Annotated in this window: 13 protein-coding genes; 5 read left to right on the top strand and 8 right to left on the bottom strand. The window is 60.8% G+C overall.

Annotation, left to right across the window (positions count from 1 at the left end; genetic code table 11):
* The gene (gene modA, locus ACWXTG_RS03195; RefSeq protein WP_480220664.1) at positions 1-771 is read right to left on the bottom strand and encodes a molybdate ABC transporter substrate-binding protein; all 771 of its coding nucleotides are present in this window, start codon (positions 769-771) and stop codon (positions 1-3) included.
* 100 nt (positions 772-871) lie between these two features.
* Here modA and mnmC point away from each other — a divergent pair, with 100 nt between their 5' ends.
* Both mnmC and ACWXTG_RS03185 read left to right on the top strand, forming a co-directional pair.
* A complete protein-coding gene (gene mnmC, locus ACWXTG_RS03190) occupies positions 872-2,812 on the top strand; it encodes a bifunctional tRNA (5-methylaminomethyl-2-thiouridine)(34)-methyltransferase MnmC2/FAD-dependent 5-carboxymethylaminomethyl-2-thiouridine(34) oxidoreductase MnmC1 (RefSeq protein WP_480220663.1) in 1,941 nt (646 codons plus the stop codon).
* Between the two features lie 28 nt (positions 2,813-2,840).
* The gene (locus tag ACWXTG_RS03185) at positions 2,841-4,934 is read left to right on the top strand and encodes an O-linked N-acetylglucosamine transferase, SPINDLY family protein (RefSeq protein ID WP_480220662.1); all 2,094 of its coding nucleotides are present in this window, start codon (positions 2,841-2,843) and stop codon (positions 4,932-4,934) included.
* Here the strand turns inward: ACWXTG_RS03185 and ACWXTG_RS03180 are convergent.
* A complete protein-coding gene (locus ACWXTG_RS03180) occupies positions 4,906-7,329 on the bottom strand; it encodes an EAL domain-containing protein (protein ID WP_480221201.1) in 2,424 nt (807 codons plus the stop codon). The genes ACWXTG_RS03185 and ACWXTG_RS03180 overlap by 29 nt on opposite strands.
* Before the next feature lie 291 nt (positions 7,330-7,620).
* On the opposite strand from ACWXTG_RS03180, the gene ACWXTG_RS03175 reads away from it, so the two are divergent.
* A complete protein-coding gene (locus tag ACWXTG_RS03175; protein WP_407996580.1) occupies positions 7,621-8,715 on the top strand; it encodes a PilT/PilU family type 4a pilus ATPase in 1,095 nt (364 codons plus the stop codon).
* Between the two features lie 69 nt (positions 8,716-8,784).
* Positions 8,785-9,975 (top strand): succinyldiaminopimelate transaminase, encoded by a 1,191-nt coding sequence (gene dapC, locus ACWXTG_RS03170; protein ID WP_480220661.1) that lies wholly within the window; start codon positions 8,785-8,787, stop codon positions 9,973-9,975.
* Here the strand turns inward: dapC and miaA are convergent.
* The 6 genes from miaA to tsaE form a co-directional block, all read right to left on the bottom strand.
* Complete coding sequence (miaA, locus tag ACWXTG_RS03165) at positions 9,972-10,919, bottom strand: tRNA (adenosine(37)-N6)-dimethylallyltransferase MiaA (RefSeq protein WP_309565216.1); 948 nt, start codon at positions 10,917-10,919, stop codon at positions 9,972-9,974. The genes dapC and miaA overlap by 4 nt on opposite strands.
* 39 nt (positions 10,920-10,958) lie before the next feature.
* A complete protein-coding gene (gene mutL / locus ACWXTG_RS03160) occupies positions 10,959-12,806 on the bottom strand; it encodes a DNA mismatch repair endonuclease MutL (protein ID WP_480220660.1) in 1,848 nt (615 codons plus the stop codon).
* Between the two features lie 82 nt (positions 12,807-12,888).
* On the bottom strand, positions 12,889-13,254 hold the full coding sequence (locus tag ACWXTG_RS03155; RefSeq protein ID WP_309565214.1) for a putative quinol monooxygenase: 366 nt from the start codon (positions 13,252-13,254) through the stop codon (positions 12,889-12,891).
* 117 nt (positions 13,255-13,371) lie between these two features.
* Positions 13,372-14,736: an MBL fold metallo-hydrolase RNA specificity domain-containing protein gene (locus ACWXTG_RS03150; RefSeq protein WP_480220659.1), complete on the bottom strand. Its 1,365-nt coding sequence runs from the start codon at positions 14,734-14,736 to the stop codon at positions 13,372-13,374.
* Positions 14,737-14,738: 2 nt separating this feature from the next.
* Complete coding sequence (locus tag ACWXTG_RS03145; RefSeq protein ID WP_480221200.1) at positions 14,739-16,025, bottom strand: N-acetylmuramoyl-L-alanine amidase; 1,287 nt, start codon at positions 16,023-16,025, stop codon at positions 14,739-14,741.
* 17 nt (positions 16,026-16,042) lie between these two features.
* Positions 16,043-16,513 (bottom strand): tRNA (adenosine(37)-N6)-threonylcarbamoyltransferase complex ATPase subunit type 1 TsaE, encoded by a 471-nt coding sequence (gene tsaE / locus ACWXTG_RS03140; RefSeq protein WP_407994798.1) that lies wholly within the window; start codon positions 16,511-16,513, stop codon positions 16,043-16,045.
* Here tsaE and queG point away from each other — a divergent pair, their 5' ends adjacent.
* Positions 16,514-17,581 carry a tRNA epoxyqueuosine(34) reductase QueG gene (gene queG / locus ACWXTG_RS03135; RefSeq protein ID WP_480220658.1) on the top strand — a complete coding sequence of 356 codons (1,068 nt, stop codon included), beginning with the start codon at positions 16,514-16,516 and terminating at the stop codon, positions 17,579-17,581. It begins immediately after the preceding gene.
* Positions 17,582-17,660 lie beyond the last annotated feature (79 nt).

The raw sequence follows: 17,660 nt of genomic DNA, 5'->3' as shown, positions 1-17,660 counted from the left end.
CTACTCGCCGGGCAGGACGAAACCATAACGGCGAAACACTTGTCGAGCCGCAGGTTGCTGCAGGAAGTCGTAGAATGTCTTGGCATTGCTGCCGGAGCTCTTGAGCAATACCATGCGTTGGCGTTGCGGACTGTGCCAGCTTTCAGGGATTTCTGCATATTTCACGGTATTGACCAATTGAGGTGATTTCACGAGCGATAGCGCCACAATGCCGCCGTCCGTAGAGCCGCTGGTGGCAAACTGGGCTGCCTGGGCGACGTTCTCCCCCAGCACCAGCTTGGGCTGGATCTGCTCCCAGATGCCCGCATGCTTCAGCACCTCGACCGCGCGGCGGCCGTAAGGCGCATGCTCGGGGTTGGCAATGGCAAAGCGTTGCAGTTTGCCAGTCTTCAAGGCAGCCTGTAAACCCTTGAGTTCGGGATCGACTTCCAATGCTGCTTGCTTGGGAGCCACAATGACCAGGTGGCCGGTAGCGTACAATACGCCTTCGTCCCGGGTGAAGCCGCCGCTATTGAGCTTGGCCACATACGCCTCATCCGCGGAAAGAAAAAGCTCGAAGGGCGCGCCATTGCTGATTTGCGTCGTGATGGCGCCAGAGGAGCCGTAGGTGACGGCGAGCTTTTCCCCGCCTTGTTTCTCGAATGCCTGGGTGAGTTCCTCGAGGACGAACTTGAGGTCGGCTGCCGCCGCGACCCGCGCAGGTTCCGCATGTGCGGCCAGGCTGAATAGCAGGCTCAGAGATAAAGCCAGGCGCAAGGCAGTTGATTTCATGATGATATGCTTTCTTTGGAAAATGGCGGTTTGACAAGCGACTGCATTATTTTCTTTAAAATATAACGAAATATTATAATCAAGCCGGTCAAAAAAGAACATGTCTACACAACCTCCCCATCAGGCATTGCTGGAATGGCACGAAGGCCAGCCCTATTCTGCGCATTTCGGCGACGTGTATTTCTCGCGGGAAAGCGGACTGGAGGAGACGCGCCATGTGTTTCTTCGCCACAACCAGCTCGCGGAACGTTGGCAGGCATTGCAGCAGGACGCATTCACGATTGTCGAGACCGGCTTCGGCACCGGGCTCAATTTCCTCTGCGCCTGGGAATTGTGGGAGCGGATAGCCCCTTCCCATGCAAGGCTGCATTTCGTCAGCATCGAGAAATTCCCGCTCAGCCGCGCCGACCTCGCCCGCGCATTGGACTTATGGCCTGAGTTAAGACATTACAGCGCGGCCCTCCTCTCCGAATACCATCAGATCGTTCCCGGCTGGCAAAGGCTGGTGTTTTGCCAGGGACGGGTGCAGCTGACACTATTGATTGGCGATGTGCTCGCATTGCTGCCGCAATTGAACAGCCGCGCCGACGCCTGGTTCCTGGACGGCTTCGCGCCTTCGCGCAACCCGGAGATGTGGCAGGAGGAGCTGTTCGCCAGCATGGCCGCCTTCTCGCACAAGCAGACCACCTTTGCCACGTTCACCAGCGCAGGCACCGTCAAGCGCGGCCTGCAGGCCGCCGGCTTCGAGGTGCGCAAGGTCGCCGGGCACGGGCGCAAGCGCGAAATGCTGTGCGGCCGCTTCACGTGGGGCGAACGTCCCGCCAGGCAAGCCGGACGCGCCGTCGTTATCGGCGGCGGTATTGCCGGCACGGCCAGCAGCCACGCGCTCGCCACGCGGGGCTGGCAGGTCAACCTAGTCGAGCAGGAACCGGCGCTGGCGCAACATGCCTCAGGAAACCCAGTGGGCGTGCTCTATCCCAAGCTCGCGCGCAAGGACGTGCCGCTGGGCCGCCTTTCGCTTGCAGGGTATCTGCATAGCCTGCGCCTGCTCCGGCAGCTTGGGCTGGATGCAGCCTTCCATGCGCGCTGCGGCATGCTGCAACTGGCTTTCGACCAACGCGAGCTGGAGCGCTGCCGGACCATCGCCGAGCAGGGGCTTTCACCCGAACTGCTGCACTGGGTCGACCGGGAACAGGCCGGCAGGATTGCGGGCATTGCCTTGCAATATGGCGCCCTGCATTTCCCCGAGGCCGGCTGGGTCAGGCCGCGGGCTTATTGCGAAGCGCTGGCCGCGCACGCCAACATCATGCTGACATTTGTCGCGCGCGCCACCGAGTTAAGGCAGCACGGCAACGGCTGGCAGGTATGGACGGGTGAACAGCTATTGGACGAGGCAGACATCGTCGTCGTCGCCAATGCCGCGCAAGCTGCCGGCTTTGCCCAGACCCGCCATTTGCCGCTGGAGCAGGTACGCGGGCAGATCAGCCAGCTCAAACATGTCGCTGGAGCACCGGTGCTGCATACCCTGCTGTGCACGGACGGCTACATCAGCCCGTTGATCGATGACGGCTATTGCCTGGGAGCGACTTTTGTCCCGGGAGACACCGCGATCTCGGTGCGCGATGAAGAGCACGAGCAGAACCTGGACATGCTCAAGCGCATGGCGCCGTCGCTATACGCCGCCCTGACGCCGCAATCGCCTCAAGGCCGCGCCGCCATCCGCTGTACCAGCCCGGACTACCTGCCATTGGTAGGCCCTGTACTGGATGCCGCCCTGCTGGAGGCCAAGCCGCCGCGTTACACTGCCGATCCGGCCTCCAGCCTGCCTTGGCTGCCAGGGCTGTACGTCAATACCGGCCATGGCTCCAGGGGGCTCACCACCGCCCCGATCGCGGCGGAAATGCTGGCCTGCGCCATCCATCACGAACCCGCCCCGGTCGATAGCGAGCTGCTTGCCGCCCTGGACCCCAATCGCTTCGCGTTGCGCAAACTGGGATTGAAGCGCCTGGTGCGCGGCCTGGCATGCCACCCGCTGCGTTGATTGTCTTTAATATGGTTTAATGCAGGGCATGAATCCAGACCAGCTATTCCATGCGGCCCTTGATGCGCACCGCCAGGGGCAACTGAAACAGGCGGAACAATTCTACCGGCAGTTGCTGGCCGCCGCTCCCCGGCATGCCCACGGTTTGCATTATTACGGCGTGCTCTGCCACCAGTCCGGCAGGCACCAGCAGGCTATCGAATTGATAGCTAACGCCATCCGCATCAACCCAGGCGATGCCGACCAGCACAACAACCTCGGGCTGGCATTGCGCGCCGACGGCCAGCTTGATGCCGCCATCCACCAATTCCGCCAGGGCCTGGCATTGGCGCCTGGCGACGGCGACCTCTGGCAGAACCTCGGAGCGGCGCAATATGCGGCAGGCGACCTTGCCGCTGCAAGGGCTGCGTACATTGAAGCAAGGCAGCGCTCGCCGCAGGATGCAGACATCCATGCCGGGCTGGGCAATGTGTTGCAGGCCCTGGGCAACCAGGCGCAGCAGGCGGGCCATTTCGCCGAGGCCGAACGGCATTTCCGCGACCTCGTTGCGCTGCAGCCGGGTAACGCCGCGTGGCACTACAACCTCGGCAACGCCTTGCGCGAGCAGGGACAGGCAGCCCTGGCAGCGGAAAGCTACCGCAGCGCGCTGGCAATCTCCCCGGAGGATGCGGATGCGCACAACAACCTGGGCAACGTATTGCGCGAGCTGCAGCAACTGCCTGAAGCCGTCGCCTGCTACCAGCGGGCGCTGGCGATCAATCCCAGGCTCTACCATGCCCGCGTGCATTTGGTGCACCAGCGGCAGCACCTCTGCGATTGGCAACACCTCGATGCCGATATTGCCGAGATCAGGCGCTGGGTCAACGACATTCCCGAGGCCCAGGTGTCGCCGTTCGCCTTTCTCTCCATGTCTGGCACCACGCCTGCGGAGCAGCTCAAATGCGCGCAGAACTGGACGAACAACCGTCACGGACAGCTTTTATCTGCAACGCCATTAACACAAGCAAGTTTACTGCAAGCAAAGTCCCGAACCGGCGGAAAGCTGCATATCGGCTACCTGTCCTGCGATTTCCGGCTGCATCCGCTCGCCTCGCTCGTCACCGAGATGCTGGAACTGCACGACAGGGAACATTTCAAGGTCAGCGCTTATTCCTATGGAGTGGATGACCGCACCCCTGCAAGATTGCGCCTGCAACAAGCCGTGGACCACTTCGTCGATATCCGCCCGCTGTCGTTGCAAGCCGCCGCACAGAGGATACATGCCGACGAGGTGGACATCCTGATCGACCTCACCGGCTATACCCAGTCCAGCCGCAGCGGCATACTGGCGCTTCGCCCTGCGCCGGTACAAGCCTCCTGGCTAGGGTTTCCCGGTACCATGGGGGCGCCCTTCGTCGACTACCTGATCAGCGACGCGGTCATTACGCCTGAAACCGAGCAAGATCATTATTCGGAGCGGCTGGCATTGCTGCCTCATGTTTACCAGCCCAACGATCGCAAACGCCCGGTGGCCCCGGCGCCCAGCCGGGAGTCCTGCGCCCTTCCTGAAAATGCGTTTGTGTATTGCTGCTTCAACCAAGGCTTCAAGATTACGCCCGGAATGTTTTCCTGCTGGATGCGGCTGCTGCAAGCGACTCCTGGCAGCGTGCTCTGGCTATTGCAAGGCCACCCCGAGGCCAGCCGGAATCTGCGGCAGGCGGCGGAAAGCCATGGCATTGCGGCTTCGCGCCTAGTCTTCGCCCCGAGGGTGCCGATGGATCAGCATCTTGCCCGGCATGCCCATGCAGACCTGTTTCTCGATACTATCCCCTACAATGCCCATACCACGGCAAGCGACGCCTTGTGGATGGGCGTCCCGCTGATCACATGCCACGGCGGCACCTTCGCCAGCCGCGTGGCTGCCAGCCTGCTGCAGACTGTTGGCCTGGGCGAGCTCGTGACAACGGACCTGGCAGCCTATGAAGCGCTGGCGCTGAAACTTGCCCATGAGCCGGCGCTGTTAAAGCAGTACCGGGACCAGTTGCTGAGCACGCGCGAGCATTCGGCGCTTTTCGATACCGGGCGCTTTACCCGCGACATTGAAGCGCTTTACCTCAGGCTATCGCAGTTGAAGCAAGGCTAGCTCCCTCAGGCTCGGCAGGCAGGCTGCTCAGCATTGCCATGGCGGCGATATTGATGTCGGCCACCAGGATGCTGCTCAAGCCGCCATCCGCATCGAATAAGGGCAAGGATACCGTGAGGCAGAAATCCTCGGTCGCGGTGGATAGGTAGATGCTCGAGATATAGGGGTTGAGCAAATCGCGCACCGCGGTGTAATAAGCCTGCAGGCTGCGGTCGGCCCCTGCCCCGCCCGCCTTGATCTTGCCGTACATATTGGGATTGATCCAGTTTGCGAAACGCTGGCTGCCGTCCGGGTTGAGCTCGAACACCACTTCGAAGAACGGATAGTCGGAGAAGCAGCTATCCAGGCAATGCGCATCCGCATTGCGCGGTACGGTCTGCAGCAGCTTGAGCGCATTGAGCGCGCGCGATTGCCAGTTAATGTATTCATCGCTGCGGGGAATGACCAGGCGTGGCGGGTCCGACTCCACGACAATGATGCTGCCGATATTGGATTTGCCGATTTTCTTGAGCGAGGCGGCGCGCTCGGCTGCTGCCACGCTATTGGAAATGCGCCCCTGGTTGCCGTTGACCACCGCGATGGAGACGCTCGCGACCGGATGGTCCTTGCCGTCCTCGGTAGTAAAGAAGCCGCGCTCCAGGTCGCTGCTGTCGTACAGGTGCACCGCCAGTGCCTGGAAGTGGCTCACCACCTTCAATAGCAAGTTGACCAGCCCCGGGTCCTCATGATCCAGGATCAAGACGAAATCATCCCCGCCGATATGGCCGACCAGCACGCCTGCACGGTTGTTGAACTCCTGGCGCACGATCTCGGACAACAGGCGGATCATGGCATCGCCGCGGATGAAGCCGTAACGGTCGTTGTAGGCCTTGAAATGGTCGAGATCGATATAGACCAGCTGCGTAGTGGGATTGTTGCGCAAGCTCACATCCAGGGACTGGCGCAATGTCGGCCCTGTGGTGAGGTGACTCAAGGGGTGCAGGTTGCCCGAACTGGTCTTGCGGCTGATGATCTGCGACATGATTTCCAGCGGATGCACAATGCCGATATAGACGCCATCGTCGCTGACCATGATCCAGGGCTCGATCTCGCCGCGTTCCAGGTACAGGCCGCGCGCCAGCGTGGCCGAAGGCATGCGCGAGGTAATCATGCGCGGCAATGGGTCGCAGTAATTGCCCAAGGCATCGTTGCGGTAGGTGAATACCTTGCCGCGCTTCAGCAAGCCGATAGGCCGCAAATTGTCCAGCACCACGGCGCAGGCCACGTCCGGGTTTTCAATGAACATCTTCCGGGCTTGGTCTATGGGAGTGTTGACCTCGATGGTGATACCGCGGCTGACGAATTCGTTGATGCGGAATTCATCCGGGATCGAGGAGCGATGAGACTCATCCCGCGCCGGCAGCGCCGTCACCATTTGGGCCGGCACTGCTTCGGGCTTGGCAAAATAGAATCCTTGCGCATACACCAGGCCGAGATCCTGGCAATAGGTAATATCCTCCACGCGCTCCAGCCCCTCGGCCACGATCGTGCATCCCAGGCGCTGCGCCATGGAGATGATCGCCTCCAGCAGCACGGTGCGCACGCGGCTGCCTTGCGCCTCGTGCACGATGGCCCTGTCGATCTTGATGAAATCCGCCTTGACGACCGCCAGGGTACTCAGGCCGTTGAAACCCGAGCCCATATCGTCAAGCGCGATGCGCAACCCCTGGGTGCGGATCACGTCGCAGTGCTTGGCTAGCACCTCGGGCGACACTTCCTCGCTTTCCACGATTTCGATCACCACGTCGCGGTGCTCCATGCCGTGGCGGTCAAGCGCATCCAGCATCACCGATAGCCAGTCCCCGCGCATGATGGTTTGCGGCAAGACGTTGATGAACAAAGGCGTGCCATTAGGAATGGCCTTGGCCTTGCCCGCCAGGGCTAGGTCCTGACACACCATGTCGAGCTCGACGGCGCGGTTCACCTGCCTGGCCAGGCGGAACGCATCCTCGCCGCTCAACATCCTGCCATCGGGGTCGCGCAAGCGACACAAGGCCTCGTAACCGAAAATCTTGCCGTTCTGGGTGAAATCCACGATGGGCTGAAAGTGCATTTCCACGTGCCGGCTCAAGTCTTCCAGCAGCCACGGGTGCCGCATGCGGGCATAAAAGGTATTGAACGGCATGACGCCGGTCATCAGCTCTTCGATACCCTGGCTGCCGTCCGGCCCATACCAGATGTAAGCCTCCTCGAGCACTTGCTCCGTATATTCGAGCGAGACCTTGTCGAGGATATGCAGGAGTTCCTGGTCGTGGTCGCAAGGGAACGCCAGCACCACAGGCGACGCTCCCTGGGAGGCATGCGCTTCGGAGGCTGATTGCAAGGGGCTGTTCAAGAGTTTTATATAGAGCTGCATGGCCTGTTCATACGCAAAAGTGGGGAAATTCTGCATGAGGCAATGCAATCCTTATGCCAACGACATGACGTGATGATGCTTTTGTCCATTTTTTGCAGAACCGCCCTGTCATTCATGGAAATCTGGCCTGCAATCCTGTTTCGCCATGCCGGCCCCCCGCTCAATGCGGGGGGCATGCCAGGAATGGCGCCTTGAATTGGTGCGCGCGCCGGGCTGCGGTGCAATGGGCGCACCAGCATGGAGCCTGCGCCTTGTGATACAGTAGGCACAAACAAAAATCAGGAAAGCAACATGGCGGCAATCGACATCACCCCCATACTCAAGTTCATGGTCGAGAAAAACGGCTCCGACCTATTCTTCAGTACCGGCACCGCCATCCATATCGACATCGAAGGTCAGACCATCCCGATCAATGCCCAGGTCATGGCCCCGGGCATGGTGAAGGAAATTGCCTATGCCCTGATGTCGCCAGCCCAGCAAAAGGAATTCGAACAGACGCTGGAGATGAATTTTGCCCTCAGCCTGCATGGCCTTGGGCGCTTCCGCATCAATGTCTTCCGCCAGCGCGGCGAGGTGGCGATGGTGGTCCGCTATATCAAGCACATCATCCCCAGCCTGCAAAGCCTGGGGCTGCCTCCCGTATTGAACGAGCTCATCATGCGCCAGCGCGGACTGATCCTGGTGGTGGGTGCGACCGGCTCGGGAAAATCCACGACGCTTGCCTCCATGATCGACCATCGCAACGCCAGCCGCGATGGCCACATCCTGACACTGGAAGACCCGATCGAGTTTATCCACGACCATAAGAAATCCGTCGTGGACCAACGCGAAATCGGCATCGATACCCTGAGCTTCGAGAATGGCCTGAAGAACGCCATGCGGCAAGCGCCTGACGTCATCCTCATTGGCGAGATCCGCGACATGGAAACCATGAAGCACGCGATTTCGTATTCCGAGACCGGCCACCTCTGCCTGGCTACATTGCATGCCAACAACGCCAACCAAGCGCTCGAGCGCATCCTGTCGTTCTTCCCGCCGGACGGCAAGCAAGGCATACAGCTCAGCCTCTCGCTCAACCTGGCGGCGATCATTTCCCAGCGCCTGGTTCCCGGGATCAAGGCCAAGCGCGTCGTCGCCACGGAAGTGCTCATCAATACGCCCTACATTGCCGAGCTTATCCTCAAGTCCAAGCTGGAAGAGGTGAAGGAAGTCATGGCCAACAACCAGGACATCGGCATGCGCACCTTCGACCAGTCCCTGTTCGAGCTCTTCAGCCAAGGCGACATCTCGGAAGGCAATGCGCTGGCAAGCGCCGATTCGCGCAACGACTTGTCGCTCAAGATCAGGTTCACGAACGAAAGCGCGAAGGGGGAATTCGGCGCCTAGCGCCGGTGCGTACGGCTATTGCCCGCGCACAACTATTGCCAAAGAGCGTCAGGGTTTATAATGCTCCCCATGAATCCTGACCTCTACAAACTGCAGCCCTATCCTTTCCAGCGCCTGCGCGACCTGTTTGCAGGCACTGCTCCCAACCCGGAATACCAGCCGATCAATTTATCCATTGGCGAACCCAAGCATGCCACGCCGGCCTTGGTTTCCTCGGCGCTGGCCGACAACCTGGCCGGCCTTGCCACCTACCCCACCACGCTCGGCATTGCCAAGCTGCGCGAGGCGATTTCCAGCTGGATCGCGAAACGCTACCAGATCCCTGCACTGAACCCGGAGACTGAGATCATCCCGGTCAACGGCAGCCGCGAAGCCCTGTTCGCATTCGCGCAAACCGTGATCGACAGCAGCCTGCCGCAGCCCGTAGTGATCAGCCCCAATCCCTTCTACCAGATATACGAAGGCGCGGCATTGCTGGCGGGAGCGGAGCCCTATTTCCTCAACACCCTGCCCGGCAACGATTTCGGCATGGCGTTCGAAACCGTGCCGGAAAGCGTCCTGCAACGCACGCAGCTCGTGTACGTCTGCTCGCCCGGCAACCCATCCGGCAAGGTATTGAGCCTGGAGCAATGGAAAGAGATATTCGCCCTCTCCGACCGCTACGGCTTCGTGATCGCCGCTGACGAATGCTATTCGGAAATCTATTTCGACGAAACCGAGCCGCCCTTGGGGGCCTTGCAGGCCGCGCGCCTGCTCGGACGCGACTACAGCCGCCTGGTGGTGTTCAGCTCGCTATCCAAGCGCTCCAACGTGCCGGGCATGCGCTCGGGCTTCGTCGCGGGCGATGTGAAAATCCTCGAGAAATTCCTGCTCTACCGCACCTACCACGGCTGCGCCATGAATCCTGCCGTGCAGGCCGCCAGCGTCGCAGCCTGGCAGGACGAAGTGCACGTGGTGGAAAACCGCCGCCTGTATGCGGAGAAATTCGCCGCCGTCACGCCGGTATTGCAGGAGGTATTGGATGTGGAACTGCCGGACGCCGCCTTCTACCTCTGGGCCTATACCGGCCAATCGGATACGGACTTCGCGTTACGGCTATACCGCGACTATAACGTCACGGTTCTGCCGGGCAGTTTCCTCGCGCGCGAGGCGCACGGCGTCAACCCCGGGCATGGCTTCATCCGCATTGCGCTGGTCGCGTCACTGGCTGAATGCATGGAAGCCGCCGAGCGCATCCGCCAGCTAGCGAAGTCCTCCTAGACTGCCGACAGGAACTCGCTGATCGCGCGATGCGCCTGGCCGTACAAGTCCGGCGCCAGGCAGTCCAGCATCAAAGTGTCGTCCATGCCGCGCAGCCAAGTGAGCTGGCGCTTGGCAAGCTGGCGCGTGGCGGCGATGCCCTGCGCTTTCCACCCATCGTGGTCAATATTGCCCGCGATATATTCCAGCGTCTGCCGGTAGCCCACGCAGCGCATGGAGGTCATGTCCGGGCGCAGGCCTGGGTATTTTTTCAACAGCCCCTGCACTTCCTCCAGCAAGCCGCCCTGTATCATGGCAGTGAAGCGATCGGCAATCCGCGCATGCAGCACGGAGCGGTCAGAGGGCTGCAGGGCGATCTTGAGCAGGCGGTAAGGCAGGGTTTCGGCAGCCTGCTGCCGGTGCAGGGCCGTCATGGTCTGCCCCGTCAACCGGTATACTTCCAGCGCGCGCTGTATGCGTTGCGAATCCGCAGGCTGCAAGCGCGCGGCGGTTTCCGGGTCAATGGAGGCAAGCTTCGCATGCATGCCAGGCCAGCCGATTTGCTCCGCTTCCCTGTCCAGTTCGGCGCGTATGTCAGCATCCGCCTCAGGCAAACCACCCAGGCCTTGCTGCAAGGCGCGGAAGTACAGCATGGTACCGCCGACCAGCAACGGCACCTTGCCCCTGGCGGTAATCTCCGCCATCAGGCGCAAGGCATCAGCGCGGAACTGCGCGGCCGAATACACCTGCATGGGGTCGATCACATCGATCAAGTGATGAGGCGCCTGCTGCAGTATGTCCGCCTCCGGCTTAGCCGTACCTATGTCCATATCCTGGTAAACCAGGGCCGAATCGACGCTGATGATTTCCAGCGGCATGGATTGCACCAGCTCCACCGCGAGGCCGGTTTTGCCGCTGGCAGTCGGCCCCATGAGGAAGATGGCGGGAGGATGGGAAACGGGCATGCTCAATGCGGTACTTATGAACTTAATAAACGCAGCAAGCTATTTGCCGCGCATGAACATCTTGTCCAGCTCGCCCATGGTCATCTGGAACCAGGTGGGCCGGCCATGGTTGCACTGCCCGGACCGCTCGGTAGCCTCCATGTCGCGCAACAGCGCGTTCATTTCGGGAATGGTGAGGATACGGTTGGCCCTTACCGCGGCATGGCAGGCCATGGTACCGAGCAGTTCATTGCGGCGCTCGGTGAACGCGCGGCTGGCGCCGTATTGCCGCAAGTCCGCCAGCACGTCTCTCGCAAGAGCGACTGCATCGGCATCCTTGAGCATGACCGGGATGGCACGCACTGCCAGCGTCGCCGGCGACAGCACGGCAATGTCGAATCCAAGCTGGGCCAGGCCATTGTCAGCAAGCGACTGCTGCTCCTGTACGGTCGCAACCTCCAGCCGGTCGGCATGAAAACTCACTGGCAGCAACAAGGGCTGCATGGCGACACGGCTGGCATCCAGCGCATTCTTGAGTTTTTCGTACATGATGCGCTCGTGCGCGGCATGCATGTCCACGACGATCAGCCCCAGCTTGTTCTGGGCGAGGATATAAACGCCATGGATCTGCGCCACGGCGAATCCCAGCGGGAAATCTTCCGCTTCAGCCCCGGCTTGGACCGTAGCGGCCAAAGGAGACGGCTGCGACGCGCCGTCGCCATCAACGGCCAGCTCTGCAACGGGCGTTGCCTGTTGCTGCAAATCGCCGAACAGGGTTTGGTAAAAATGGCTGGAAGCCTCGTTGGCACGAAGGTCGATATTGCTCTGGAAGCGCGGATAGCTGGCCACAGGCGTCGACTCCGCCGTTTGCCCGCCGGCTGTGGGAGGGGCAATGCCAGGGACCAGGGAGCCGGGAAGCCCCACAGGCGTTGCCAGTGACTTATTGAGCGCGTGGAAAATGAAACGGTGCACCGACTGTCCGTCGCGAAAGCGCACCTCGGTCTTGCTCGGATGGACGTTGACGTCCACCAGGGCCGGGTCGAGCTCGAGAAAGAGAACGAATGCCGGGTGGCGGTCATGATGCAGCACATCCTGGTAAGCCTGTCGTATGGCATGGCTGATCAGTTTGTCGCGCACGAAACGCCCGTTGACGTAGACATACTGCGTATCACGCGCATGGCGCGAGAAAGTGGGCTTCGCGGCCATGCCCCAAAGCCTGAGCCCGGCGGCCGATTCGTCGAGGTAAAACGCCTCGGAGGCAAAATCCCGGCCCAGGATATCCTCGAACCGCTTCTCTGCGTTGCCTGCGGCAAGCCTGGCGACGGCACGGCCGTTATGCTGCAGGAGCATATTCACATCCGGACGCGACAGCGCCACGCGGCGGAACGCTTCTTCGCAATGGCCGAACTCGGTGTTTTCAGTCTTGAGGAATTTGCGCCGCGCGGGCGTATTGAAATACAGGTCCTGGATATCGACGATGGTGCCGGCATCCAGTGCCGCGGGCTCGATATCTGTCAGAAAGGAGCCTTCGGAAGCAATGCGCCAGGCATGCTTTTCATCTGGGTGGCAACTGGTGATCTGGGTACGGGAAATCGCGGCGATGCTCGCCAGGGCCTCGCCGCGGAAGCCCAGACTGGCGACGCATTCAAGGTCTTCCAGGCTGGCAATCTTGCTGGTGGCGTGGCGGGTCAATGCCAGGCGCAGCTCGTCGTGCGCGATGCCCCCGCCGTTGTCTGTGACCTTGATCTGCTTGATGCCGCCCGACTGCAATGCCACGGCAATATCGCTGCTGCCTGCATCCAGGCTGTTTTCCAGGATTTCCTTGAGCGCGGACGCTGGCCGCTCGACCACTTCGCCCGCGGCGATCTGGCTGATTAACTGGTCTGGTAATAGCTTGATGGACGGCATACTGGGATGAGGCAGGCTTCAAGGACAATCAAGCTGCCTATTCTACCCCGGCATGCCCGTGCCAGGCTAATGTCTCAACCGTTCAAAGGCCGTCGATGAAGCGTAATCCGTATTTCTTGACGTCGGTATCGCCCACCACTTCCGTCTCCAGGCCGACTTTCTGCGCGAGCAGATCGACCGGCACGAACTCGGGAGGACGCACCAGCAGGTCGTCCGACACCTGGCGCAGCGCCTCCACCGCCTTGCCCTGCAAATGGGCATCGCGGCCGTACTGGCTACTGAAGGTGTCGAAAATCACATAAATGTTTTCCGCCGCCTTGAAGGCATACCAGGTCTTGGTTTCATCCTCTTCCTTGACCACGGGCAGGGTTTTTTTCAGAAAAATTTCAAGCTCTTGCCGCTTTTCCGGGCGTGCTTCCAACTTGATGTACAGCGCATATTTACTCATTGCATCGTTCCTCGGTTACCGCATTCACGTACTTTTGGTACGCACCTTTTGTGCCAGCCTGGGTTTGCCGGCTAGGGCCTGTCGTGCCGCTGGTCGGTGGACCCGGCAGCAAAGCCCCTATTTGCCATTGAGTTCCACGGTTTGCAAATACTCGGGAACCATGACATTCCATTGCTTTTCCTCTTCTATCCTGTGTCTGAGTGCATCCGCGGCGACAGGTTCACCGTGCACGATAAAGGTCTGCTTCGGCGGATGCGGGCATTGCGACAGCCATTGCATGATCTCCTGATAGTCGGCATGCGCGGACAGGTTGTCTATCGAAGCTACCTCGGCGCGCATCGGCACGTACTCGCCATGGATCTTGACGCTTTCCGCCCCGTCGAGCAGCGCCGCGCCCCGGGTCCCGGCCGCCTGGAACCCGGCGAACAGCACGGTATTGCGCGGGTCGGGACCTAGCGCCTTGAGGTGGTGCACCACGCGCCCGCCGGAAGCCATGCCGCTGGCGGCCAGGATGATGGCAGGTTCCCGCAATTCGTTCAAGGACATCGACTCCTCGATGGTGCTCACTACCTTGGCGACCTTCGCCAGCTCCCGGCACTGCGCCGCATTGAGCTTGTGCTGGGCATGGTGGGTAAGGAAAATCAGCGTCGCATCCACCGCCATCGGGCTGTTCAGGTAAACCGGGAGGTCGGGGATCAGCCCCTCCTGCTTGATCTTGTGTATGTAGTACAGCACTTCCTGCGCCCGCCCGACGGCAAACACGGGCACCAGCACAATGCCGCCGCGCTTGGCGGTACGGTTGATGACCTCTGCCAACTGGGTTTCGGGCGCGGCTTTCTCGTGCAGCCGGTTGCCATAGGTGGATTCCACCACGAGGTAGTCCGCCGCCTCGGGCGGCGTGGGCGCATAAAGCAACGGGTCTTCCATGCGCCCGAGGTCGCCCGAGAACAGGACGGAGGTCTGCTCGTCCTTCAGCAGCACCGTGCACGCGCCGAGGATATGTCCCGCAAGCTGTAGCTTGACGGTGATACCGTCCAGGATTTCGGTATCTTGTCCCAAAGGTATGGCAACCAGGTGCTCCAATGCCGCCTCGGCGTCTTCCTTGGTGTAGAGCGGCAAGGCCGGCTTGTGCTTGGAATAGCCGCGCTTGTTGGCGTAGCGCGCCTCCTCCTCCTGCAGGTGGGCCGAGTCGCGCAGCAACAGCTGGCACAGCGACAAAGTGACTTCGCTGCAATAGACCTTGCCGCGGAAGCCTTGCTTGACCAGCAGCGGCAGGTAACCCGTATGGTCGATGTGCGCATGGGTCAACACCACCGCGTCTATCGTCGCCGGGTCGACCGGCAGCCTGGCCCAGTTCTTCAGGCGCAGCACCTTCAATCCCTGGAACAATCCGCAATCGACCAGAATGCGGCGGTTGCCGCTGGTCACGAGGTGCTTGGAGCCTGTCACTGTCCCGGCGGCGCCAAGAAAACTGATTTGCATGTTTATTTTTCTACTATTCTGGTTTTGGCCAAGGGCGGGTTCGCCGCGAAATATTTCTTGATTCCCGAGAGGATGGAGCTCACCAGCTTGTCCTGGTGCGCGCCGTCGTTGAGCTTGCGCTCTTCCTCGGGGTTGGTGATGAAGGCGGTTTCGACCAGGATGGAGGGAATATCCGGGGACTTCAGCACCGCGAACCCGGCCTGCTCGACATGGCGCTTGTGCAGGGTGTTGATGGTGCCCATATGGTCCAGCACCAGCTTGCCGAGCTTGAGGCTGTCGTTGATGGTGGCGGTCTGAGAGAGATCGAGCAAGGTGCGGGCCAGGTTGGGGTCCTTGACGCCCAGGCTCACCCCGCCGATCAGGTCGGATTCGTTCTCGCGCTGCGCCAGCAGCCGCGCCATGGCGCTGGTCGCGCCTGTCTCCGACAATGCGAATACCGAGGAGCCGCGCGCTTGCGCGCTCAATGCCGCATCGGCGTGGATGGAGACGAACAAGTCCGCCTGCATTTTCCTCGCCTTGACGACGCGGCCGTGCAAGGGAATAAAGTAATCGCCGTCGCGCGTCAGCACGCCGCGCATATTGGGCTCGGCGTCGATCGCGGTTTTCAGCTTCTTCGCAATCGCCAGCGTCACGTTTTTCTCGTAAGAACCCTTGGCGCCCTTGGCGCCTGGGTCTTCGCCGCCATGGCCGGCATCGATGGCAATGGTGAGTATGCGCGCATCGGGCTTTTTATTGCTCGGAGGCGCGACCACCGCGGCTGGCTTGTCGGCGGAAGGCGAGCCGGGCGCGACGTCGGGAGTGACATCGGCGATAGCCGGGGGGGATTCCGGGGCCACCTGCAGTTCGGGCAAGGGCGCCTGCGCATTCTCTGGCTTGCCGCGCTGCTCCAGCATAGCCATCAAGGGGTCCTGGGCCGGGTAAATGTCCAGCACCAGCCTGTCCTTGTATTCGCCGGCGGGAGGCAAGATGAAGACCTGCGGCTTGATTTCCGCCTTGAGGTCGACCACGATGCGGACGGTGCCGGGCTTGAAGTTGCCCACGCGCACCTGGCGGATATAGGGATCGTTCGGGTTGATTTTCTCGCCCAGGCCCTTGAGCACGGCGCCAAGCTCGACATTGTCCAGGTCCAGCACCAGGCGTTCGGGGTCTTTCAGCATGACCATGCTATGGCTGACCGGTTTGCTGGTTTCCAGCGTGATACGCGTGTAGTCCTCGGCAGGCCAAACCCGTGCCGCAGAAACCTGGATGACGTCGGCAGCGTAGACAGGCAACAGGCCCAGGGCGAACATCCACCCCAGCAGGCAAGCTAGGAAATAAGGTCGAGTTTTGTGAGGCATTGCTTTCCTGAATCAGTATTGGCGCTTGCTATTACCCGCCGGCCCTGCCCTTCGGGCTGGAGGCGGATATCGATGTCAGGCGCAGGCAACAGCTCCTGGGCCTTCTCCGGCCATTCGACCAGGCATAGGGACTCCGGGTTGAAATAATCTCTGAATCCGGCAGCGTCCCACTCTTCCGGATCAACAAACCTGTACAAATCAAAGTGATATAAGTTTAATCTAGAAACCGTATAAGGTTCAACCAATGTATAGGTGGGGCTCTTGACCTTGCCTTCGTGGCCGAGCGCGCGCAGTATGCCGCGCACCAGCGTGGTCTTGCCTGCGCCCAGGTCTCCATGCAGGTAGATATTGATCCCGGGCGTCAGCACCTGGGCGAGCTTGGCGCCCAATGCCAACGTCGCTGCCTCATCGGCCAAGGCCAGTGTAAAATTCTCACTCATATGTCTCAAACTTTAAACAACTGGGAATCCCTCGCGGCGGATATCAAGCGCTGGGGGCTGGAGCTGGGGTTCGGACAGGTCGGCATTACCGATACCGATCTGTCGGCCGCCGAGCCGCGCCACAGGGAATGGATCGCCCAAGGTTTCCATGGTGCCATGGATTATATGGCAAAACATGGAGAGAAACGCACCCGGCCCGCGGAATTGGTGCCGGGCACCATCAGCATCATTTCCGCACGCATGGATTACATGCCGCCAAAAGCGCGCGACAGCGAAGAAGTCATGCAGAACTCCGGCCTGGCTTTCATTTCACGCTACACGCTGGGGCGCGACTATCATAAAGTGTTGCGCAACCGCCTACAGAAGCTCAGCGACATGATCGCGCAACAGGTGGGCGAGTTCGGCTACCGCGTGTTCACCGACAGCGCGCCGGTGCTGGAGGTCGAGCTGGCGCAGAAGGCCGGCCTGGGCTGGCGCGGCAAGCACACCCTGTTGCTGTCGAGGAATGCCGGCTCGTGGTTCTTTCTCGGCGAAATCTACACCGACCTGCCTTTGCCCGTAGACGAGCCCATATCCGGCCATTGCGGCAAGTGCACCGCCTGCATCGACGTCTGCCCGACGCAGGCGATCGTCGCGCCTTACCAGGTGGACGCGAGGCGCTGTATCTCCTACCTCACAATCGAGCTCAAGGACAGCATTCCCGAGCATTTGCGGCCGCTGATCGGCAATCGCGTGTACGGCTGCGACGATTGTCAACTGACTTGCCCCTGGAATCGTTTTGCCCAGGTGACGCAGCAAGCTGATTTCCAGGTTCGCCACGGCCTGGACAACATCAGCCTGGTGGAGCTGTTCAAATGGGACGAAGCCACTTTCAAGGAGAAAATGGCGGGTAGCGCCATCTACCGCATCGGCCATGTCCAATGGCTGCGCAATATCGCGGTGGGGCTGGGCAACGCCGCCACGACGCCCGAGGTGGTCGAGGCGCTGGAGCAACGGCGCAACGACCCTTCTGAACTGGTCCGTGAACACGTGGCCTGGGCGTTGAACCGGCATGGAATCCAGCGATAAAACCACGACTGAAATTTATTTATTCGACCGTAATAAAAAAATCCGGCCCGATTGTATAATCGCCGCTCCAAAATCCGAT

The organism is Methylobacillus sp. DLP286 (assembly GCF_056636515.1).
The sequence above is the reverse complement of the archived record's forward strand: the minus strand, read 5'-3'. Positions and strand labels throughout refer to the sequence as shown.